Origin of the sequence: Halonotius sp. F2-221B, from assembly GCF_046719765.1 — an archaeon.
Taxonomy (GTDB): Archaea; Halobacteriota; Halobacteria; order Halobacteriales; family Haloferacaceae; genus Halonotius.
Genome location: NZ_JABEBY010000004.1, coordinates 1 through 19648 on the forward strand (window position 1 = coordinate 1; position 19648 = coordinate 19648).

The 19648-nt window shown below is 63.7% G+C and carries 23 protein-coding genes; 3 read left to right on the plus strand and 20 right to left on the minus strand.

All coding sequences use genetic code 11. From position 1 onward, the window contains the following. Positions 1-164 precede the first annotated feature (164 nt). Positions 165-473 carry a putative quinol monooxygenase gene (locus HKK80_RS03355; protein ID WP_411798205.1) on the plus strand — a complete coding sequence of 103 codons (309 nt, stop codon included), beginning with the start codon at positions 165-167 and terminating at the stop codon, positions 471-473. 602 nt (positions 474-1075) lie between these two features. Here the strand turns inward: HKK80_RS03355 and ftsY are convergent. From ftsY to rpl18a, 3 genes are read right to left on the minus strand one after another with little or no spacing between them, the layout of a single operon-like run. Beyond that, on the minus strand, positions 1076-2263 hold the full coding sequence (gene ftsY, locus HKK80_RS03360; RefSeq protein WP_411798206.1) for a signal recognition particle-docking protein FtsY: 1188 nt from the start codon (positions 2261-2263) through the stop codon (positions 1076-1078). 35 nt (positions 2264-2298) lie between these two features. After that, on the minus strand, positions 2299-2772 hold the full coding sequence (gene pfdA, locus HKK80_RS03365) for a prefoldin subunit alpha (RefSeq protein ID WP_411798207.1): 474 nt from the start codon (positions 2770-2772) through the stop codon (positions 2299-2301). Next, positions 2769-2945 carry a 50S ribosomal protein L18Ae gene (gene rpl18a, locus HKK80_RS03370; RefSeq protein WP_411798208.1) on the minus strand — a complete coding sequence of 59 codons (177 nt, stop codon included), beginning with the start codon at positions 2943-2945 and terminating at the stop codon, positions 2769-2771. The genes pfdA and rpl18a overlap by 4 nt, the downstream gene beginning before the upstream one ends. A 270-nt stretch (positions 2946-3215) precedes the next feature. On the opposite strand from rpl18a, the gene HKK80_RS03375 reads away from it, so the two are divergent. Next, positions 3216-4478 carry an RNA-guided endonuclease InsQ/TnpB family protein gene (locus HKK80_RS03375; RefSeq protein ID WP_411798209.1) on the plus strand — a complete coding sequence of 421 codons (1263 nt, stop codon included), beginning with the start codon at positions 3216-3218 and terminating at the stop codon, positions 4476-4478. 51 nt (positions 4479-4529) lie between these two features. On the opposite strand, the gene HKK80_RS03380 is transcribed toward HKK80_RS03375, so the two are convergent. The 3 genes from HKK80_RS03380 to HKK80_RS03390 are packed head-to-tail and all read right to left on the minus strand — an operon-like array spanning position 4530 to position 5632. Next, on the minus strand, positions 4530-5195 hold the full coding sequence (locus HKK80_RS03380) for a translation initiation factor IF-6 (RefSeq protein WP_411798210.1): 666 nt from the start codon (positions 5193-5195) through the stop codon (positions 4530-4532). Between the two features lie 6 nt (positions 5196-5201). Further along, the gene (locus HKK80_RS03385) at positions 5202-5477 is read right to left on the minus strand and encodes a 50S ribosomal protein L31e (RefSeq protein ID WP_411798211.1); all 276 of its coding nucleotides are present in this window, start codon (positions 5475-5477) and stop codon (positions 5202-5204) included. A gap of 2 nt (positions 5478-5479) precedes the next feature. Continuing rightward, positions 5480-5632 carry a 50S ribosomal protein L39e gene (locus tag HKK80_RS03390; RefSeq protein ID WP_411798212.1) on the minus strand — a complete coding sequence of 51 codons (153 nt, stop codon included), beginning with the start codon at positions 5630-5632 and terminating at the stop codon, positions 5480-5482. A 147-nt stretch (positions 5633-5779) separates the two neighbouring features. On the opposite strand from HKK80_RS03390, the gene aglJ reads away from it, so the two are divergent. Beyond that, a complete protein-coding gene (gene aglJ / locus HKK80_RS03395) occupies positions 5780-6790 on the plus strand; it encodes an S-layer glycoprotein N-glycosyltransferase AglJ (protein WP_411798213.1) in 1011 nt (336 codons plus the stop codon). 24 nt (positions 6791-6814) lie between these two features. Here the strand turns inward: aglJ and HKK80_RS03400 are convergent, their stop codons facing one another. The 14 genes from HKK80_RS03400 to HKK80_RS03465 form a co-directional block, all read right to left on the minus strand. Next, a complete protein-coding gene (locus HKK80_RS03400; RefSeq protein ID WP_411798214.1) occupies positions 6815-7141 on the minus strand; it encodes a hypothetical protein in 327 nt (108 codons plus the stop codon). A 75-nt stretch (positions 7142-7216) separates the two neighbouring features. Further along, positions 7217-7582 (minus strand): HesB/IscA family protein, encoded by a 366-nt coding sequence (locus HKK80_RS03405; protein WP_411798216.1) that lies wholly within the window; start codon positions 7580-7582, stop codon positions 7217-7219. A 58-nt stretch (positions 7583-7640) separates the two neighbouring features. Continuing rightward, positions 7641-8909 (minus strand): histidinol dehydrogenase, encoded by a 1269-nt coding sequence (hisD, locus tag HKK80_RS03410; RefSeq protein ID WP_411798217.1) that lies wholly within the window; start codon positions 8907-8909, stop codon positions 7641-7643. Positions 8910-8950: 41 nt separating this feature from the next. Continuing rightward, on the minus strand, positions 8951-10780 hold the full coding sequence (locus HKK80_RS03415) for a Na(+)/H(+) antiporter subunit D (RefSeq protein ID WP_411798218.1): 1830 nt from the start codon (positions 10778-10780) through the stop codon (positions 8951-8953). After that, positions 10780-12465 carry a cation:proton antiporter gene (locus HKK80_RS03420; protein ID WP_411798219.1) on the minus strand — a complete coding sequence of 562 codons (1686 nt, stop codon included), beginning with the start codon at positions 12463-12465 and terminating at the stop codon, positions 10780-10782. Before HKK80_RS03420 ends, HKK80_RS03415 begins: the two co-directional genes overlap by 1 nt. Beyond that, complete coding sequence (locus tag HKK80_RS03425) at positions 12462-14006, minus strand: proton-conducting transporter membrane subunit (RefSeq protein ID WP_411798220.1); 1545 nt, start codon at positions 14004-14006, stop codon at positions 12462-12464. The genes HKK80_RS03420 and HKK80_RS03425 overlap by 4 nt, the downstream gene beginning before the upstream one ends. Further along, positions 13999-14367, minus strand: a complete 369-nt coding sequence (locus HKK80_RS03430; RefSeq protein ID WP_411798221.1) for a cation:proton antiporter subunit C — start codon at positions 14365-14367, stop codon at positions 13999-14001. The genes HKK80_RS03425 and HKK80_RS03430 overlap by 8 nt, the downstream gene beginning before the upstream one ends. Continuing rightward, positions 14364-15011 carry an MnhB domain-containing protein gene (locus HKK80_RS03435; RefSeq protein ID WP_411798222.1) on the minus strand — a complete coding sequence of 216 codons (648 nt, stop codon included), beginning with the start codon at positions 15009-15011 and terminating at the stop codon, positions 14364-14366. The genes HKK80_RS03430 and HKK80_RS03435 overlap by 4 nt, the downstream gene beginning before the upstream one ends. After that, positions 15008-15586, minus strand: coding sequence for a DUF4040 domain-containing protein (locus HKK80_RS03440; RefSeq protein ID WP_411798223.1), 579 nt, complete (start codon positions 15584-15586; stop codon positions 15008-15010). The genes HKK80_RS03435 and HKK80_RS03440 overlap by 4 nt, the downstream gene beginning before the upstream one ends. Beyond that, a complete protein-coding gene (gene mnhG, locus HKK80_RS03445; RefSeq protein ID WP_411798224.1) occupies positions 15583-15903 on the minus strand; it encodes a monovalent cation/H(+) antiporter subunit G in 321 nt (106 codons plus the stop codon). Before mnhG ends, HKK80_RS03440 begins: the two co-directional genes overlap by 4 nt. Further along, a complete protein-coding gene (locus HKK80_RS03450) occupies positions 15900-16205 on the minus strand; it encodes a cation:proton antiporter (protein ID WP_411798225.1) in 306 nt (101 codons plus the stop codon). The genes mnhG and HKK80_RS03450 overlap by 4 nt, the downstream gene beginning before the upstream one ends. After that, entirely contained in the window at positions 16202-17362 is a 1161-nt protein-coding gene (locus tag HKK80_RS03455) for a monovalent cation/H+ antiporter subunit E (protein ID WP_411798226.1), read from the minus strand. The genes HKK80_RS03450 and HKK80_RS03455 overlap by 4 nt, the downstream gene beginning before the upstream one ends. A 212-nt stretch (positions 17363-17574) precedes the next feature. Then, positions 17575-18747, minus strand: coding sequence for a bifunctional phosphopantothenoylcysteine decarboxylase/phosphopantothenate--cysteine ligase CoaBC (gene coaBC / locus HKK80_RS03460; RefSeq protein WP_411798227.1), 1173 nt, complete (start codon positions 18745-18747; stop codon positions 17575-17577). Positions 18748-18791: 44 nt separating this feature from the next. After that, entirely contained in the window at positions 18792-19646 is an 855-nt protein-coding gene (locus tag HKK80_RS03465) for an NAD(P)/FAD-dependent oxidoreductase (protein ID WP_411798228.1), read from the minus strand. Between the last annotated feature and the right edge of the window lie 2 nt (positions 19647-19648).

Genomic DNA, 19648 nt, shown 5'->3' on the forward strand with positions numbered 1-19648 from the left:
CCTCTCGTATCGGCATCCTCACCATGTCAGACTGCGATCTTGCTGCTACCGTTATCAGGAGAACGGACAACTAGCGATATTATCAAAATAATACTCCTGGCTATAGATATTTCACCGCTACAGGAACCACCGTATTTTATGTATCGGGTAAATTATGAAGAGATATGATCGTCATTCATTCTGAAGTGCCAATACATAACGATTCAAAAGCAGAAGCTAGCAAAATTCTAAAAGATATGGCTTCTACTTCCAGAAAGGAACCAGGGGTTATTGATTATAGGGTAACATTCGATATTGAGGCACCAGCAACGGCCAGAATTATTGAACAGTATGAAGACTGGGACGCAGTCGAAGCACACGAATCGAGTAGTCACCTCGAATGGTTTCAAGATGCAATTGAGCCACACATGCGTGCTGAACCAACGTTATACCAGTATGAGGTAACAGAAAAAATTGAAGCTAAGGGGCCATAAGGTGGTTATCTACGCTCAAAACTTGTATGCGATTTATACCCAAGATCAATAGTACCCCTAGTTGAGGTAGTTTTTCACTGGAAGGGCTGTAAGAGGGGAGGCAGCCCAAGCGTATGCCACAGTGAATCTGGATTAGCACGCGAGTGACTGTCGATCAGTTGCAAGCCGGTGCGTTGGTCTAAACGACCAATTGTATTGAAAATCTCTTTTTACTAAAAAGCATTGGAGATAATATTCCCAATATGAAAATAGTATTAATATAATAAGCGTATATATTGAACCAACAAACAATATTGAATCGGAAGCAGGATACAGGTCAAAAGCGTGGCTAGTTGGAAGTACTCTGTTGAGTAGCAGTCATTGAGTCGAAATTAAGCAACATCAATTTTGAAATCACGAGTCTGGGTCGCTCACACACCGATTCAATATCTACCACTCTCCACATGTATCACTATTTATCAGAGCACTTTGACACGTTCTCCAGCTATCATTCAAGCAGTCCACCCTTCGACTACCTGTTCATTGACCACAACCAGAACACAGGCCGGCGGCTACGCCACAGGTCTACAGTTTTGGTCGTCAAAAGCAGCGATCAGACTGCTCTACTCGTCGTTGCCGAGCAACTGATCGACCAGTTCCTCCGGCTCGAAGGGCTCGATATGCTCGTAGCCCTGCCCGGTTCCAAGGAACAGGATCGGTTTGCCGGTAACGTAGGCGATCGAGATCGCCGCGCCGCCGGAGGCATCGACATCCGCTTTCGTCAGGATCGTCCCGTCGATGGCGGCGGCGTCGTTGAACTCCTGGGCGCGCATCACGGCATCCTGGCCGGCGACGGCCTCGTCGACGAACAGCGTCATATCGGGGTCGACGACGCGGTCGATCTTTTCGAGCTGTGACATCAGGTCGTCGCTCGTATGGAGTCGCCCCGCTGTGTCGCCGAGGACGACATCCACGTCGTTGGCCTCGGCGTACTCGACGCCGTCGTAGATGACCGCGGCGGGATCGCCACCCTGCTCGTGGGTGATGATCTTGCGGTCGAGGTTCTCGGCGTGTTGTTGGAGCTGTTCGTTCGCGCCGGCGCGGTAGGTGTCGCCGTTGGCCATGACCGACGAGTAGCCACGGTCAGCCAGATACTCCGAGAGCTTGGCGATCGAGGTCGTCTTGCCGACGCCGTTGACGCCGGTAAAGACGATCGTGATCGGTTTGTCAGCCTCGGCAATGCGCTCGTCGAAGTCGAACTGGCCGACGCTGATCACGTCGACGAGGGCGTCGTGGAGCGCGCGCTCGACGAGTTCGCCGGTCGTCTCGACCTGCTTGCGTGTCTCGCCGATCATCGTCTCCTCGACGGTGTCGAGGATCTCCTCGGCGACGCTCATCTCCACGTCGCTCTCCAGGAGTGCCATTTCGAGCTCCCACAGCGGGTCTTCGAGGTCGTCTTCCTCGATGATGACCTTGCCCGTAGCGAAGGCCGCGGCGCGTTTCAGCGTGCCCGGCCCCGACGACGAGTCGTCGCTGTCGTCGTCATCGGCATCGGCCGCGTCATCGCTCTCGACAGCGTCGCTACCGGGTGTCTCAGCGTCGGTCTCGGCAGCAGCCGCGGCCGCGCTGTCGTCGGCATCAGCGTCGTCGACAGCGACACTTTCGGCGTCAGCACTCGCGGCGGCGTCGGCACTCGCGGTCGATTCATCGACGTCGTCGGCTGGCTCGTCCGCGTCGTCGGCCGCCTCCTCGGCGGTTTCCTCGACGTCCTCGCGGAACGAGTTCAGCTTGTCTTTGAGTCCATCAAACACGGCTTGTCCTCAGTAGGTCAGTTGCAGGTCGGTCGTTACTCGTCGCCGTCCTGCATCTGCTCCATCTTCGACATCTGCTGTTGCTGCTGTTGCTGCATCCGCTGTTGGATCGCCTGGGCCTGTTTTTCGAGATCCTCGGTCTCGTCTTCGAGCTCCTCGATCTCGGCTTCGGTCTCCTCGATGGTCTCCTCGATGCTCTCCTGTTTGGTGCGGAGGGCGTCGACGGCGTTGTCCTGTTCCTGTTCGGCCGCGTAGCCGCCGCCGAGGCTGACGATGACCTCGTCGATGTCCTGGATCTCCGCGCGCAGGTAGGCGTCGCCGCCGATCGGCACCTGCACCGTTGAGCCGCTGTCGAGGGTGTCGAGGGCGTCGACCGCCTCGTCGATCTCGGCGTGTTCGGTCTCCAGCTCGTCGACCTCGGCCTCCAAGGCTTCGACCTCGGCGTCGATGGCTTCAAGCTGTTTCTGGAGCTGCTGGAGCTGTTGGCCGCCGCCACCGCTTCCCATCATTGTGCGGACACCTCCTGGATCGTGATCTGCGTTCGTTTGAGCCCGTGCTCGCTCCCGAACTGCGAGAGGATGTGCTCGCGGGCGACGTTCTCGTTTTCGGCGTCGATCTCCTTTGTGAAGGTTCGCGGCCCGGTTCGGCCGTCAAACTCGCCGCGGATCGTGAACTGACTCATGCCTCGTTGCTCCGGCAGCAACGCGGAAGTATCTTCCTACTCAGGACGAGCCATAGCCGTTACGTGTGGCTTCTCAGGAACCAAGATACGAGAAAAGCTTCGTCGAACCGACGACGCACCGACAGGGTTACAGCGGTAGCGAGGCGAAAGCCCATCGGCTTTAGCCGTGGGATGAAGCCGACAACTGTGAATATATCTACGTTCGCCGCTCTACCCGGATATTCCACGCCGAACACAACGTTAATGAAATTGAGACTATGCTGCTTACATATGGCGGATCGGGTCGTCACGCGAACACTCACAGCGAGTCTCACTAACCACTCGCAAGTGCACGACGATCTCGATTCCCATGGCTTCGCCGCCAGCAAACTTTGGAACGTCGGTCGGTGGACGATCCAACGGGTTTGGGATGCTATCGATCATATCCCCGATGCTGACGATCTCTGTTCATACCTCAAAACTCACGACCGCTATGCAGACCTGCACTCACAGTCTAGTCAGCGAGTTCTCCAACAACTCGCTGAGGCGTTCGTGGGCTGGTACGAACAGGACGATCCCGATGCGAACCCACCCGGCTACCGCAAACACGGCGACGACCACCCACGCTCAACGGTGACGTGGAAAAATCAGGGCTTCAAACTTGACACCGAGTACAATCGTATCCGACTCTCGAAAGGCACGAACATGAAAGAGTCGCGGTACGCCGCCGACTACATCCTCTGCGAATACACGCTCCACACAGCCGACCGGACGCTCGAAGACGTTGAATCTGTCCAGACAGTGCGTGCGGTCTGGACTGGCGACGAGTGGGAGCTACACTTCGTTTGTAAAATGCGTGTTGAGACACCCGACGCTCCGGGTGAGAAAACAGCAGGAGTCGATCTTGGCATCTGTAACACGGCAGCTGTTTCTGTCGGTGATGAAACGCTGCTGTACCCCGGCAATGCGCTGAAAGAGGATGCTCACTACTTCCGCCAGCAAGAATACGCCACGGAAGGTGAGAACGGGCCGTCACAGACTGCCCAGTGGGCACGCCGCAAGAAGGCCCGGCGACAGCATCACTTCCTGCACGCTTTGTCGAAAGATATAGTTGAACAGTGTACTGCTCGTGGTGTTGGGACGATAGCGGTCGGCCACCCCAAACACATCCGCGAGGACGAGGACTGGGGGAGACACGGGAACAAACGCCTCCACGACTGGGCGTTCACCACGCTGCTCGACTACATCGAGTACAAGGCCAAAGACCGTGGCATCGACGTGGAACGTGTTGCTGAAGGTAAGCTGAAAACGTCGAAAACCTGCTGTGCGTGCGGTGTCGAAGCCGACGCCCACCGCGTCGAGCGTGGGTTGTACGTGTGCGACGAGTGTGAGTTGGTAGCGAACGCTGACTGCAATGCGGCTGAGAACATGCGAGCGACGGTAACTCCGAATCCGTCACAGGATAGGAGTAACGGCTGTTTGGCACAGCCAACGGTGCGGTTGTTCGACACATCAACGGGGCGAGTAGTCCCACAAGAACAGGTTGCGCCGTGAACCCTAATATCCCAACGTGGGAATCCCACGGCTTTAGCCGTGTGGAGGATGTCAATCGATGAAGCCGAGGGTGTCCTCGATCCGCCCGATCTCCGGGCCGGTCGTCTTCTCGCCGACGACAAACCCCTCGTCGGTGGCGACAAGCCCCGAGCCCAACAGCGGCGCGCCGTAGTTGATCGTCCCAACGTCGACGTAGGCATCGAGGTGCTCTTCGATCGTTGTCAACTCGGCCTCCCGCGATTGGGGATGGCACAGCACGCCGGTGTTGGTGGCGACGGCGGCGGTGCCGACGGTCTGTCGATCGCCGAGCGCGCCGCGGACGACCGGCACATCGAGGGTCTCCTCGACGACCGATACCGCCTCGTCGTCGAGCTCAGGATGGACGTACGCGCCGGTGTTGTTGGCGAGCACGACGTTGCCGGCGGCGTTGATGCGGCCGGGGAGTTCGGCGACAACGCCGTCGGCAGCCTCACTGATCGTCTCGCGTTCCCGCTCGGTGAGCTGGCTGGAGACCACCAATCCGTTGTCGTTGCCGGCGGCCAATGCACCGACGGTGCCGGAGCCGCCGATCGTCGTCGACACCGGCTCAACACCGAGTTCGTCGGCGATCGCTGTGGCTGTCTCGTCGTCGATATCACGCCGGACGAGCAGACAGCCGGTGCTCGCATGCGCGAAGACACCGACGTACGGCGAGCCGGCAACAGTCGTGCGTAACACGGTGGGTTAGGCGAGTTCCGCTTCGACGATCGCCTCGCCGTCTTCGACGAACCGGGCCGCACGAACCCGGAGCTTCGACGGCGGGTTCTGGCGACCGTTCTCCCACACTGCCTCGTTGATCGAGGGATCGAGCCGGATCTCGTCTTCGGCGACGTTGAAATGCTGTGCGAGGTGCTCGCGGATGATCGTCATCGCCCGGTCGGCACGCTTCTGGGTCGGAACCGCTTTCACGCCGCGGAGCGGTACCGTCTCGACGCGCTCCTCGAATTCACTCGTACTCATCGTTACTCGTCAGTGTTGCTTCGCCGCCAGTTGCGGCGTTTCGCGTTGCGCGAAACTTCCATATCGGTTTTCATCATCACCCACGTCGGCACCCGCCGGTTCTGCCGTTCGAGCTTCGCCAGCCGCTTTTTCTGCGCCTTCGATTTCTTTCCCATAGTACCAGCCTCTCGGACAGCACCGCTTAAAATCCTGTTCATCCGGGCGGATCGACGCGGCCACACAGCGCGGGCGACGGTCGCCAACGCGGCACGCCGCCTGCCAACCACACAGGGTTTTAGGCCTCCGGTGCCGAGACGACGACAATGGCTTCGCATGCGGATGTCTGTGTTCTGTTGCCGGCGCTCAACGAGGCTGCGACGATCACCGATGTGATCACCAGCTATCAGGCCGCTGGCTTCACCGAGATCCTCGTCATCGACGGCGGCTCCAGCGACGGGACACGGGAGCTTGCTGAGGAGGCCGGCGCGACGGTCATCACCCAGACCGGCAGCGGGAAGGGCCAAGCTGTCCGGCAGGCGGTCGGCTACATCGACGCGCCGTACGTCCTCATGGTCGACGCCGACATGACCTATCGGGCCGCCGACGCCGAGGCGATGTTGGAGCCGCTGCTCGACGGCGAGGCCGACCACGTCATCGGCAACCGGTTTGCCGATATGGAGGCCGGCGCGATGACGACGCTCAACAAGATCGGCAACCGGCTGTTTAACGCGATCTTTCGGATGATCTACGGCGCAAACTACGTCGACATCCTCTCCGGGTATCGTGCGTTCACAACCGACTCCTTCGAGCGGCTGACGCTGACGGCCGACGGCTTCGGTATCGAGACCGAGATGGCGATCCAGTGTGCGAAACACGAGATCGACACCGCGGTCGTCCCGATCACCTACCGCCCGCGGCCCGATGGCTCGGCGACGAACCTCCATCCGATCAAGGATGGCAGCATCATCCTGCTGGAGTTGTACCGAAACGCGAAAACCAACAACCCGCTGTTTTACTTCGGCAGTGTCGGCCTCGGCTCGACGGTCGTCGGCGTCGCCATGCTGGTGTTTGTCATCTGGCGGTGGCTCACCGTCGATATCAGCCACCAGCTCATCGCCATCGGCGGGGTTGCGATGCTGCTGCTCGGTGTGCAACTCCTGATCTTCGGCTTCCTTGCGGATATGATCCAATCGTTGCACCGCGAACAGCGCGACCGGATCGACCGCCTCGACAGCAGTCTGACCGACGATCGATCGGCATCGACGACAGACCGACGGGAGCCGACGCCGACCGACGGCGAGGCTGACCAGCCGGTCGCTAAGTCAGATCGGTAACCGGTTTCAGGCGGCGCGACGCGCTTAGATCGGCAACAGGGCCCGGAGGCGACCGACAACGCTTGTGGTGGCCTGTTTGCGCTGTTCTTCGAACACCGGATGTAACATATCAAGCAGCTCCGACTGTTTGGCGAACTCATCTTGGGGCAGCCGGTCGAGTGCGGTCGCCAACGCAACGGTGTTGCCGGCGCTGTCAACCGGAATCTCGGTGTCGGAAACGGCCGCACAGATCTCGCGGCTCGTCGCCGGATAGCTGATATCGGCCCTCTCAAGCCGGGCGGCGAGCGCGGCGATGCCGAACGCGATCACTTCGGGCTCCGACGTTTCGTTTTGGGGCGGCCTCGCTGCCATTAGTGACACGTTGGGCTCAGGTGGTAAAAACCCAGCCACACCAGCCGCGTCGTGGCTGAAACGGAACAAATCGCGTCAGGTTCTGAAACTTTCACCGCAGCCGCACTCGGAGACAACATTGGGGTTTTCCACGTGGAACCCTTCGGCCTGCAGCCCGTCCTCGTACTGGAGACTGCTGCCACCGATGTAGTTCAGGCTTGCGGGGTCGACAAAGACGCGGAGTCCGTGGTGAACCGTGATGGTGTCGTCGTCCTCTGGCTTGTCGTCGAAGCGCATCCCGTAGGAGAGGCCGGCACAGCCGCCCTGCTGGACGAACAGCCGCAGCCCGCCGACATCGGTGTCCATCCCTTCGCTTTCCATCAACGCGAGGGCCTTTTCGGCAGCCTGCTCCGTGACTTCGACGGCCTCCTCGGTTCCGCCGTCGACGGTGCTCGTGCTCATACCCAGCTATCGTCAGCCGAGCCTGTTAACAGTGACGGCGAAACGTAACCAGGAGTCATTACTCGAATCGGCGGCGAACACTTTCGGCGTGGGCCTCCAGCCCTTCGGCCTCCGCGAGCGTCGTAATCGCCCCTGAAAGCGCGTCAAGGCCGTCCGAATCGAGTCGCTGAACCGTCGTCGACCGCAGGAAGGCGTCGACCGAGAGCCCGCCAAACCGTTTTGCGCCGCCGTTGGTCGGCAGGACGTGGTTCGTGCCGGAGGCGTAGTCACCGGCAGCCACCGGCGTGTTCGGGCCGAGGAAAACGCTGCCCGCCGAGTCGATGCGGTCGAGGATCGCCTCGTCGTCGTCGGCCTGAATCGAGAGATGTTCGGCGGCGTACTCCTCGGCAAAGAGGACGGCTTCCGACATCGATCGCGCCAGGAGGACGCCGCTGGCGTCGTGAGCGAGGGCGTCGCTGATGATGTCGGCCCGGTCGCGCCCGTCGACCTGTTCATCGATCGCGGCGTCGATCGCTTCGGCGGTGGCCTCATCAGCGGTAACGGCGACCACGGAGGCGTTGGGGTCGTGTTCGGCTTGGGCGATCAGGTCGCTGGCGACAAGCTCGGGGTCGGCTGTCTCGTCGCAGACGACAAGGATCTCACTCGGCCCGGCGAGGAAGTCGATCTCCACGTCGCCGCGAACCTCGGCCTTCGCGGCGGTCACCCACTTGTTGCCCGGGCCAACGATCTTCTGTACCGGCGTGACCGTTTCGGTGCCGTAGGCGAGCGCGGCGATCGCTTGCGCGCCGCCGGCGGCGTAGATCGCATCCGCCCCGGCTTCGTGGGCCGCCGCGAGCGTAACCGGGTTCATCGGGTCGGCCGGCGGCGTGGCGACGGCGACGTGGTCGACGCCAGCAATTTTGGCTGGGATGACACCCATTAGGACGCTTGAGGGGTAGGCGGCGGTGCCGCCCGGCGCATAGACGCCGACCGCTGAAAGCGGCCGGAACCGCCGGCCGAGTTCGCGGCCGTCGAAGTGCTCGCGCCAGTCGTCGGGCACCTGTCGCTCGTGGAACTCACGGATGTTGGCGGCGGCGGTCTCGATGGCCTCGAGAATCTCGTCGTCAACGTCTTGATGGGCGCGCTCGGCGAGGTCGGTCACATCGAGATTGCCGACCTCAACATCGTCGTGCTTTGAGGCGAGGTCACGCAGCGCGACATCGCCCTCCGTGCTGACGCGGTCGATGATGTCGGCGGCGTCGCTCCGAACCGCGTCGATGCCGGCGTCACGCTCGAAGAAGGCCGCACGTTCGGCCGGCGAGAGATCCGCGATGACTCGGTAGCTCATAGGCCGGCTTCGGGTGGCCGGCGAAAAACCGTTTCCATCCCCTAACCGATCAGCAGGATCGCCACGGCGAGACTCACCACGGCGAGCAACACGAAGACGCTCCGGCCGATCCCCGAGCGGAGTATCGGCGGCTGCTCGTCGCTGCCGACGCCGAGCCGGCGGGCGGTCGCCTGCGGATCGCTGCCGACGGCTTTCGCGCGGGCGATGGTGCCCATCACGGCGCGGTCGACGGCGGCGTAGCCTTCGGTGACGCCGACGATGATGCCGCGGCCGCCGTAGAAGACAGCCCGATTGTAGATCGCGTCGATATCGGGCACGCGACCGAGTTTTGAGAGCGGTTTCTTCGTAAGCCGGAAGCCGATCAGCCCTGCGGCCGCAAGGACGACCCCCTCGACGATGTGACCGACGGTATAGGTTTTGTACACATGTGCGACGACAGCGTCGCTTGTCACGTCGAACGGCAGGAGACCGAACAGGCCAGTGTTGGCTGGCAGGAGAGCCGCCAGCGGCGATGTGGGGACGGCAATCCCATAGAAGACGCATAGTCCTGCCACCGCCAGCATGGCGACGCTTTGGCCGGGATTCGCGTCGGCGACGCTGCCGTCGTGAGTGCCATGGAAGAAGGCGTAGTAGCCGAATTTGATGAACGACATGAAGGTGCCAATCCCACCGAGCAACAGCAGCCATTCGAGGGTGTGGAACTCACCGATCGGGAACGGCCCCGCACTGAAGGCGTAGTGACTCGCCGAGATGATAATGCCCTTGCTGACGAAGCCGTTGAATCCGGGGAAGCCGGCGATCGAGAGGGCAGCGACGGTGAACGCGCCGGCGGTGATCGGCATCTCTCGTGCCAGCCCACCGAGTTTCTTCAGATCCTCCTCGCCCGTCCGGTAGACGACGACGCCGGCAGTCATGAACAGCAATCCCTTGTAGAGGATATGGTTGAACACGTGGGCGAACGCACCAGACTGGGCCAACGCGCCGCCGATGCCGACGCCGGCGATCATGTAGCCGACCTGCGACTGAATGTGATACGAGAGCAGCCGGCGCATATCGTTTTGGAACAGCGCGAACGTCGCCCCGAAGACGGCCATCCCGCCGCCCATGTAGGCGATAGCGAGGTGGCCCTCGGGGAACGCGCGGTACATCCCGTAGACGCCGGTCTTCGTGGTGAACACACAGAGGAAGACGCTGGCGGCGATATGCGGTCGGGGGTAGGTGTCGGGGAGCCACGTGTGCAGGCCGATGAAGCCGACGTTGACACCGATCCCGATGGCCGCGAGCGCGGCAGGGAGACCAGCGGCGATGCCCGCCACCTCGGGGCCGCCGGGCACCGACGCGAAGAGGAAGGTGCCCTTCGTCACGTAGGTCTGCAAAATGGCGGCCATCAGTAGCGTGCCGCCGATCCCGTGGAAGATCGCGTAGCGGTAGCCCGCTCGGACTGCCTTGCCGCGGTAGTGCCAGACCAGCAGCGTGCTGGTGACGGCCATCAGCTCCCAGAAGAAGATGAGCGTGAGCCAGTCGCCGGCGAACACCGCACCAAAGCTGGTGGCGACGTACGAGAGCGCGAACGCAGTTTGCAGGCTCTCGGCCTCGCTAGCGTAGGAGTACAGCACGGCGACGACGCCGATCAGCGCGAAGATCAGCCCCATCAGTCGGGAGAACTGATCGACGTTGAACAATACGGTCTCGAACCCAAGGAACTCGGTCTGGAGGTACGCGCCGGCCGGAACTGTCCACACCCACGCGAGCGTCACGGCGGAGGCAGCGATGCCGAGCGCGTGGCCGGCGCGGCGCGGCAGGAGTGCGACCAGGACGGCGACCGCCAGCAGGACGACCCCAGGCGGGACGGCCGTGAGCGCGGTCGCCATCAGCCCATCACCCCCGGCAGATTACCGACGATGGTCTTGACGATCCGCAGGAAGACGACAGTATGCGGAATAACCCCCAGCAGCAGCGACAGCGCGGCCGCGGTCAGAATCGGCCCGAGCATGAACCACGTACTCTCACCGCCGCGCCAGTTGCTGGCCGGCCAGCCGCCGGCCGGCGGGCCGCCGTGATGGTGATCGCCGTGGTCGGAATTGTGATCGTCGCTGTGGTGATCGTCGCCAGCGTGGTCGGTGGCGTCGCCGCCGTCGGCGACCACCCGATCCCGACCGCCGTATGGGCCTTCGGCGATGGGTTTCTCGTCGTGGTCGTCGGGCGTCTCGAAGAACGCCTGGTAGACGATTGGCCAGAAGTACGCGATGTTGAGAATCCCCGAGAGCAACAGCACGCCCGCGAAGATCCCATTGCCGCCCTCAAAGGCCCCAATGACGATGTACCACTTGCTGACGAAGCCGGCGACGAGCGGAATGCCGGCCATCCCCGCAGCGGCGACGCCGAAGGCGACCATGGTAAGGGGCATCCGCTTGCCGATGCCGGCCATCTCGCTGATGTAGTCGGTGTGGGTTTCGACGTGGATGATCCCCGCACAGAAGAACAGGGTGAGCTTCATGAACGCGTGGGCCGGGATATGCAGCAGTCCGCCTATCAGGGCATCGCCCTCCAGCAATGCGAGCCCGAGGACGATGTACGAGAGCTGGCTTATCGTCGAATAGGCCAGTCGGCGTTTGAGATGATCCTTCCGCAGGGCGATGATGCTGGCGACGGTGAGCGTGATCGCCGCGAGCGCGGCCAGCGGCAGCGCGATCCCGAGGTCGCCGAAGCGGTCAGGGCCGAGGGCGGCCAGCGTGTCAGGCCCGAACACGTCGAGGACGACGCGGGCGATCCCGAAGACGCCGCTTTTGACGACGGCGACGGCGTGCAGCAGCCCCGAAACGGGTGTCGGCGCGACCATCGCCTCAGGCAGCCACTGGTGCAGCGGCATCAACCCGGCTTTGACGCCGAAGCCGACCGCGAGGATCATGAACGCCAGCGTCGCAGCCGTCGGGTCGGCATTGGCGAGGGCGGCGATTCCGCCGGGCGTGAAGTCGACGGTGCCAGTCAGCCAGTAGACGAGCGTCGTCCCGGCCAGCACCAATACGCCGCCGCCAAAGAAGGTGTAGGCGAGGTATTTGCGGCCGGCCGCCCGCGCTTCCTCAGTTTCGTCGTGAGCGACGAGCGGGTACGTTGCGACTGAGAGCACCTCGTAGAAGACGAAGATCGTCAGGAGATTGCCCGAGAAGGCGATGCCGACGGCGGCGGCGACCGAGACGGCGAAGGAGGCGAAATACCGGGTCTGATTATCCTCGTCGAGCCCGCGCATGTAGCCGATGCTGTAGAAGCTGGTGACGATCCACAGCAAGCTAGCCAGCGAGGCGAACAGGACGCCCAGCGGGTCGGCCCGGAGGACGAAATCGATACCGGGGACGATAGTGCCGAGGTTGGTGACGAGGATATCGCCGTCGAGGGCGGCCGGCACCATGCTGGCGACGAGGCCGAACATCGACACCGAGGCGAGGATTGTCCACGCCTCTCGAAGGTTCGGCCGGCGGCCGGAAACGAGGATCAGCCCGGCGGCGACGAACGATACAAGGACGGCAGCCAACGGTCGAACGGCGGCGATTTCACTCATTGGAAGAACCTCCCGAAGACAGGGTCAAGCAGCTCCGCAAACATCCCGGCCGCACCAAACAGCGCGACCGTCGACAGCGCGAGGACGACGACAACGACGATCCGTTCGGTGGCGACGCGATTGCTTCCGCCGTCGGCGACGACCGAGCCGTCGTCAGCGACATCGACCGCGTCGGTCGCGTCGGCGGCGACATCGCCGTCGTCGTCAGTCGCGGCGGGCTGATTGAAGTACAGCGTTTCGAGCAGCCGGCCGATGTAGGTCAGCGTCAACAGCGTGCTGATGAAGATCACGGCAGCGACGCCCCACGAGCCCTCCTCGACCGCGCCGAGAGCGATGAACCACTTGCCGAGCGTGCCGACCGAGGGCGGAATCCCGACGAGCGCGAGGCCGGCGACCGCCATCATCCCCGCGGTGATCGGGGCGCGCTTGGCGAGGCCGGCGTAGTCGGCGACGGTACGCGCGCCGTAGGCCGAGGCGAGCACGCCCCCGCCCATGAATAGCGTGGCCTTCATCAGCCCGTGGCCGACGAGGTGGATGACCGCGCCGAACAGCGCGGTTTCGCTCTGGAGACCGATTGCCGCGAGGATCATCCCGAACTGGGCGACCGAGGAGTACGCGAAAACGCGTTTGAGTTCGGTCTGGAGCGCGGCCAGCAAACTGCCGACGACGATGCTGATCGAGGCGACCAACAGGACGGCGTCGGTGATCAGCGGGTTCGCCGCGAAGAAGTCGACGGTGAACACGTCGTAAGCGATCCGGATGAGCGCGTAGGCCGCCGTCGTCGAGACGAGCGCGGAGATGTAGGCTGAGATGGTATCCGGCGCGTAGGTGTAGGCGTCGGGCTGCCAGGTGTGCAGCGGGAAGATAGCGATCTTCAGCATGAAGCCGATGAGGATGAAGCCGAAGGCCGCCTGCACGAGCGGGTCGGTGTAGCCGAGGGCAGCGAGTTCAGCCGCCATATCGCGCATGTTGAGCGTGCCGGTGGCGACGAAGGCGTAGCCGACGCCGATCAGGTACAGTGATGCGCCCGCCGTCCCGAGGAACAGGTATTTGAGCGCGCCGTAGGCCGCCCGGGGGTCGTCGTTGCTGGCGATCAGCGCGTAGCTCACCAGCCCGACGATTTCGAGGAAGACGAAGAGGTTGAACAGGTCGCCGGTGAGTGCCATCCCGAGCAAGCCACCGGTCAACAACAGAAAACCGCTGTAGAAGGCGTTGCTGTCGGGGCCGGTCGTCCGCGCGTAGACGAGGACGGCGACGGCGACGACGCTGATGAGGAGTGCGAGGATCGCCGACAGCCCGTCGCCGACGAGTTCGATCCCGTAGGGCGCGGGATAGCCCGCAAGGTCGTGGACGAATCGCTGGGGGCCGCCGCTCCACGGCGAGACGGCCCACGCGAGGCCCGCCGCGAGGCCGGCAACCGACAGCGACGTTGCCATCGCTATCGGCCAGCCGACGCGCTCGAATCGGAGGCCGAACAGCAGCGGGAAGATCGCCGCCAGCAGCGGGATGGCGATCAACAGCGGCAGGAGCGCGTCACTCATCGCCGATCACCTCCCGGAGCGCGTCGGCCCGCAGGGTGCCGTACTCGCTGTACAGCCGGATGGTGAGCGCGAGGCCGACCGCCGTGAGGCTGATACCGACGACAATCGCCGTCAGCACGATTACCTGCGGCAGCGGGCTGACGTAGGGGCCGCCGCCCTCGACAACGACCGGTGCCGCGCCGCCGATCCGGTAGGCCGAGGTGACGAAAAACAGGAAGACACCGGTTTGGAACATGTTCAATCCGATGATTTTCTTGACGAGGTTCTCGTTTGCGATCATCATGTAGAGGCCGATGGCGGACAGCAGGACGAACAGCGCGTAGGCGTGTCTGGTCGTCACCACGCCGAGGAGGTCGGTCATTCGTTCTCACCCGCCTCGGCGGTGGTGTCGCCGTCGATTTCGGCGTCATCGCCAGCGACATCGTCGCGCGACTCCGACGCCGTGTCGGCACCGGTGTCTGTCGCCGCGTCGGCATCGTTGCCGGTGCCACTGGGCGGCGTCATGCCGGCCGCAAGCGCGAAGAATAGCCCCATCAAGACACCTGAAACGATGAAGGCGATGCCGCCGATCTCGACGGCCTCCATCCCGTATTTGACGAACTCGTACTCCTTGAGGCCGAGCGTGTCGCCGAGAACGGGGTAGTAAGCGGTGTAATCGAGAAAGTTCTCGCCGAGGGCCATCGGGACGAGTGCGATGCCCGCGAAGATCGCCACGCCGACCGTGGCGAGGCCGACAACGAGCGTATTCGAGAGCCACTCGCGGGTCGACTCGATGCCGAAGGCGAAGGCGATCATCAACACGACCGACGCGATGAGCGCGCCACCCTGGAAGCCGCCGCCGGGCGAACTCGTCCCGTGGAACGTGATGAACAGCCCGTAGGTCAACACAAAGGGGATGACGGCCTTGACAGTCGTCATGATGACCTGACTCTCGGTGTAGAGCGGCCGTTGGCGGGCAACACGGGTGTCCGAAGACGTTTCGCCGTTGAGCCGGTCGCTGCTCATGTGGTGAACACCTCCCGCCCGAGGACGAGCAGGCTGGCGACCCCAGCCGCGAAGACGACGATCGCCTCGCCGAAGGTATCGAACCCGCGGTAGGCCGCCAAGACGGCGGTCACGGCGTTTTCCGCGCCGGTCTCGTCGTAAGCGTTGGCGAGGTAGTAGCCGGTCACGTCGGCGTTGGCGAGGATCGGCGAGCCGGGATCGCCGACCGCCGGGAACGCCGGCAGCGTCGCGGCGACGACGAGGACGAACAGCCCACAGACGCCAACGGCGGGCCAGTTGATCGCCTCGAAGCGGGCGTCGGTCGCCGGCCGCGTCGTCTTGGCGATGGTTAACAGCAGGAAGACGGTGGTGACGCCGGCCCCGATTGCGGCCTCGGTCAGCCCCACGTCGGGTGCGCGGTAGAACGTGTAGATGACCGCCAGCCCGAGGCTGTAGGCCGCAAAGATGACGATAGAGGCGAGTACGTCGCGGAACAGGGCGGTGAGGACGGCCGTGATGAGGACGAACGCGAACAGCGACGCCTCGATGGGCGTGATGCCGACGCTCTGGAGCGGGAGCCCAGCAGCGACGCTCATCGTCGCTCATCCCCCTTCGTCCACGGCTCGACGCCCTCCTCGTAGGCCGCCCGCGCGATGGCGTGGGCCGCCGTCGGGTTGGTGACGAAGATGAAAAACAGCAGTAACACCGTTTTGACCGCTGTTGGGCCCCAGCCAATCGTCAGCGCGACCGCCGCGAGCGCGAAGCCCGCGCCCAGCGTGTCGGCTTGGGAGGCGGTGTGAGCACGGGAAAACACGTCCGGCAGCCGGATCACACCGGTCGTCGAGACGAACGTGAAAAACAGGCCCAGTGCGACGAAGACCGCGATGAGCCCGATCCGGGCGGTGGTGATCATATGACACCACCCCGCTCGACGGTGAACTTCGAGATGGCAATCGACATCAGGAAGTTCAACAGGGCGTAGACGAGGGCGATATCGAGGAACCACGGCTCGCCGAGGGCCGCCCCAAGGAGGGCAAGAATGACGACCGTGTTGGTGCCGAGGACGTTGACCGCGAGCACGCGATCCTGATTCGTCGGGCCCAAAATTGCCCGATAGAGCATAGCGACCGCGAGCGTGACGAACAGCGCGGCCGCGATCAGCAGGCCGTCGCCGACGGTGTAGCCGGCGACGACGGTGGTGTCGGCGACGCTCATCGCTTCTCCTCCAGCGTGTCGTCACCACTGAGATCGACACCGTCGTCAGCGATGCCACCATCAGCGACGGCTTCGGTTCCGTCGGTCGGCGGTTCGCCTGCCTTTGGGTTCTGTAACACCTCGGTGTCACCACGCTCACGCGGCGACGGGAAGCGGGCGGCGTCACGCCCATAGAAGACAAACCGAACCCACCGCTCCAGCGAGCCGTCGAACAGCCCCTCGCGGGCGAACGGCACTAGCGAGTGGACGTACAGCTCCTGATCGTCGGCTTTGACCGTCAGCGTCCCCGGCGTCAGCGTGATGCTGTTTGCCAGTGTCGTCAGCGGGAACCCCGAGCCGACAAACACCTTGATCTTCGTGAGTCGGGGGTCGATATCGAGGCGCGGATCGAGGATCACGCGAGCGACGACGAGGTTCGAGACGATGATCTCATAGAGGAGATACGGGACGTAGATGACGCCGCGTGCGAGGCGTTTCGGTGAGTTGATCACCGTCGGATCGCGGTAGAAGCTTACACCCGACAGCGTCGTGGCGACGATCAGCGCGGTCGCAACGCCGGTCACGAGATCGAACAGCCCGCTGAACCCGCCGAGCACCTGATAGAACAGCATCGAGGTGCCGAACAGCGCGAGAAAGCGGGCCGGTGTGGTGCGGCCGACCACTCGGTCCCGGCGTGTCGGGCGGTCGACCGGGGCCTCCTCGATAGCGAGGTCGCCTTGGGCGAGTTCAAACTCCAGGGGCTCTACCAGCGTCGTGTGGCCGACAAGCGAGTACTCGGGATCGACGACGACGCGACCGAGGCCGTGTTGCTCGGCGTACTCGGTGAGCAGGTCGGCGTAGTCGCCCGGGCTGAACAGGTAGTCGTCGCCGCCGATCACCGCGGTTTCGATGGTAATCGCGTCGCTGGCGGCGTCGGCCTCGTCGAGTTCGAAGCCGGCCCACGTTTCGACCTGACTGAGGAGATCAGCCGCGCGCTGTCGCTCGCGGTCGGAGCCGGGGTCTTCGGCGCGCCACGAGGCGACCGAGACGAAGTGGACGACGGGCGCGTCACCGGCGGCGGCCCGGTCGAGGGCCTCGCCGATGACGTAGCCGACGGTCTGGCGGAGGGTCGCCGAGCGTTTGACGGGGACGACGATCCCCGACTCGGGGGCCGTCATCGGCCGGTCACTCCGTCCGGCGCACGCGAGGGTTGTCCGAACGTCATACTGGTCTTAGTCGGGGAAAGTCGGGGACGCCTCAAAACAATTCTTATCTTGGCTGTCGGATGAGTTGGAGTTTCGAAAAGCGGGTGTGTCATCTGTTGGTTTGTGCGTAATCTGTCGGGATACTAGTTGTCTGTTCAATAACTCGCGGAGCGGTGCCCGATCAGTTACTCCCCGAGCAGCCCCGCGAGCCGGCGGGCGATCCGGTCGCCGAGCAGGGGTTTCGGCCCTTCGACGACCTCGCAGTCGGCGACCGTTTCGGCCCCACGGTCGACCAACAGCGCGCGAGTATCGGTTTCGCCCATCACAGTCGCGTCGTTGGCGACGACGAAGGCGAGGTCGATCCGGTCGCGTAGCGCGGTTGCCTGTTCGAGCAGGGCCTCGTCGTCGCCGGTCGTTTCGGCCTTGAAGCCGATCAGCGGGAGGTCGGGGTGGCCCTGTCGAATCGAATCCAGCACCTTCGGCGTCGGTTCGAGATCGATGGTTCGGGCCTCGCCCGACCGGAGTTTCGCCGACGCCTCCTGGACGGTGTAGTCGCCGATGGCCGCCGCCGAGACCATCGCGTCGGCGTCCTCGCAGGCGGCGTCGGCCGCGGCCAGCATCTCCGCGGCGCTCTCGATTTCGACCACGTCGGCGTAATGCACGTCGGGGCCGTCGTGGATCAGCGTCACATCGGCCCCCCGGATCGCACAAGCACGGGCGACCGCACGACCGGTGCGGCCCGACGCCCGGTTGGTCAGCACGCGGATCGGGTCGATGGCCTCGCTGGTCGCGCCGCCGGTGACGACGATATGGCGACCGGCGAGGTCTTGGGTCGTCGTCGCCCGCGCGAGCGCGGTGACGATGGCGGCCTCGGTGGCGATCTTAGCCTTGCCCTCCTCGATGCGTGGATCGACGAACTCGACGCCCCACGATTCGACGCGGTCGATCGCGTCGAGCACGCCGGGGTGGTCGTACATCGGTTCGTGCATCGCAGGGGCGACGACGACCGGCACGTCCGCGCCGAGGGCGGTCGTCGCCGCCGTGGTGACAGGGGTGTCGTCGACCGCGCCAGCGATCTTGCCGACCGTGTTGGCGGTGGCCGGTGCGATGAGGAGTACGTCAGCCCAGCCCTCACGGCCACAGAGGTCGACGTGTTCGACCCGGCCGGTGATCTCGGTGACAACGTCGCGCTCGGTGGCAAATTCCAGTGCCCACGGGTGGATGATCCCGCGCGCGCTGTCGCTCATCAGCGCGCGGACTGACGCGCCCTGCCGGCGGAGTTCGTGGGCGAGTTCGACGGTTTTCACCGCGGCGATGCTGCCGGTGACGCCCAAGGCGACGTTGACGCCGTCAAGCATACCCCGAACGTGGGGTCGGTAGATAAATAGGCGTTCGGGGTTCGCTACCGCTCCCAATCGAGACGATTGCGCTCGTCGTCGACGAGCGAAGGAAAGGTTCGCTGCTGTTGGTCGTGGGGCGCGGCGAAGTACTCCTGCATCGCCGCCATCGCGGCTTCCTGTCTGGCGCGCTGCTCGGTCGGATCGATCTCCTCACAGCCCGGCGGCACCTCCCGGCCGCGATCCGTCCAGTAGCCCTCAGGGGCGACCCAGTCGTTGTAGAAGGGGATGTCGGTGTCGTGGATCAGCGTGATCGCGGCTTCGGCCCCGTCGCCGGCGGCGATCACGGCTTGGTGGTAGCGTTCGGCCAGCCGCCCCGCGACGTAGAGCCCCTCAACACCGGTGCGGCCCAACTCGCCGGCCTCGGCGTACTGTTTGCTGTCGGCCGTTCGGGTCTCGATATCGAACCCATCAAGAAAGTCGGCATCCGGGAACGAGGCGGCCAACACCCGATCAGCGGTGAGCTCCCGCGTTGGTTCGGTCTCCTCGCCGTCGTCGCCAGCATCTCTCTCGGTGTCGTCGCTGGCCTGTCCGCCGGTAATCGTGGCCGTGAATCCGTCGTCGATATCGCCGGTCAACTCGGTGACGGTGCCCGTCTGGTACTCGGCACCGTTTCGGGTTGCCTGCGCGCGCAACATATCCGCGAACCGGCGGGGGTTGACGCCGGCCGGAAAGCCCGGGATGTTTTCCAGATGGGCGTTGCGCCGGAGCACCGTCTCGCCGTCGTTGATGACCATCGTCTCGATGCCGGCGCGGGCGGTAAACGTCGCCGCGGTGAGGCCGGCGACGCCGCCACCAATGATCAAAAGCTCGTGTCGCCCATGTGTGGTTCCTGCTGTCGTCGACTGCGATGACGCCATAC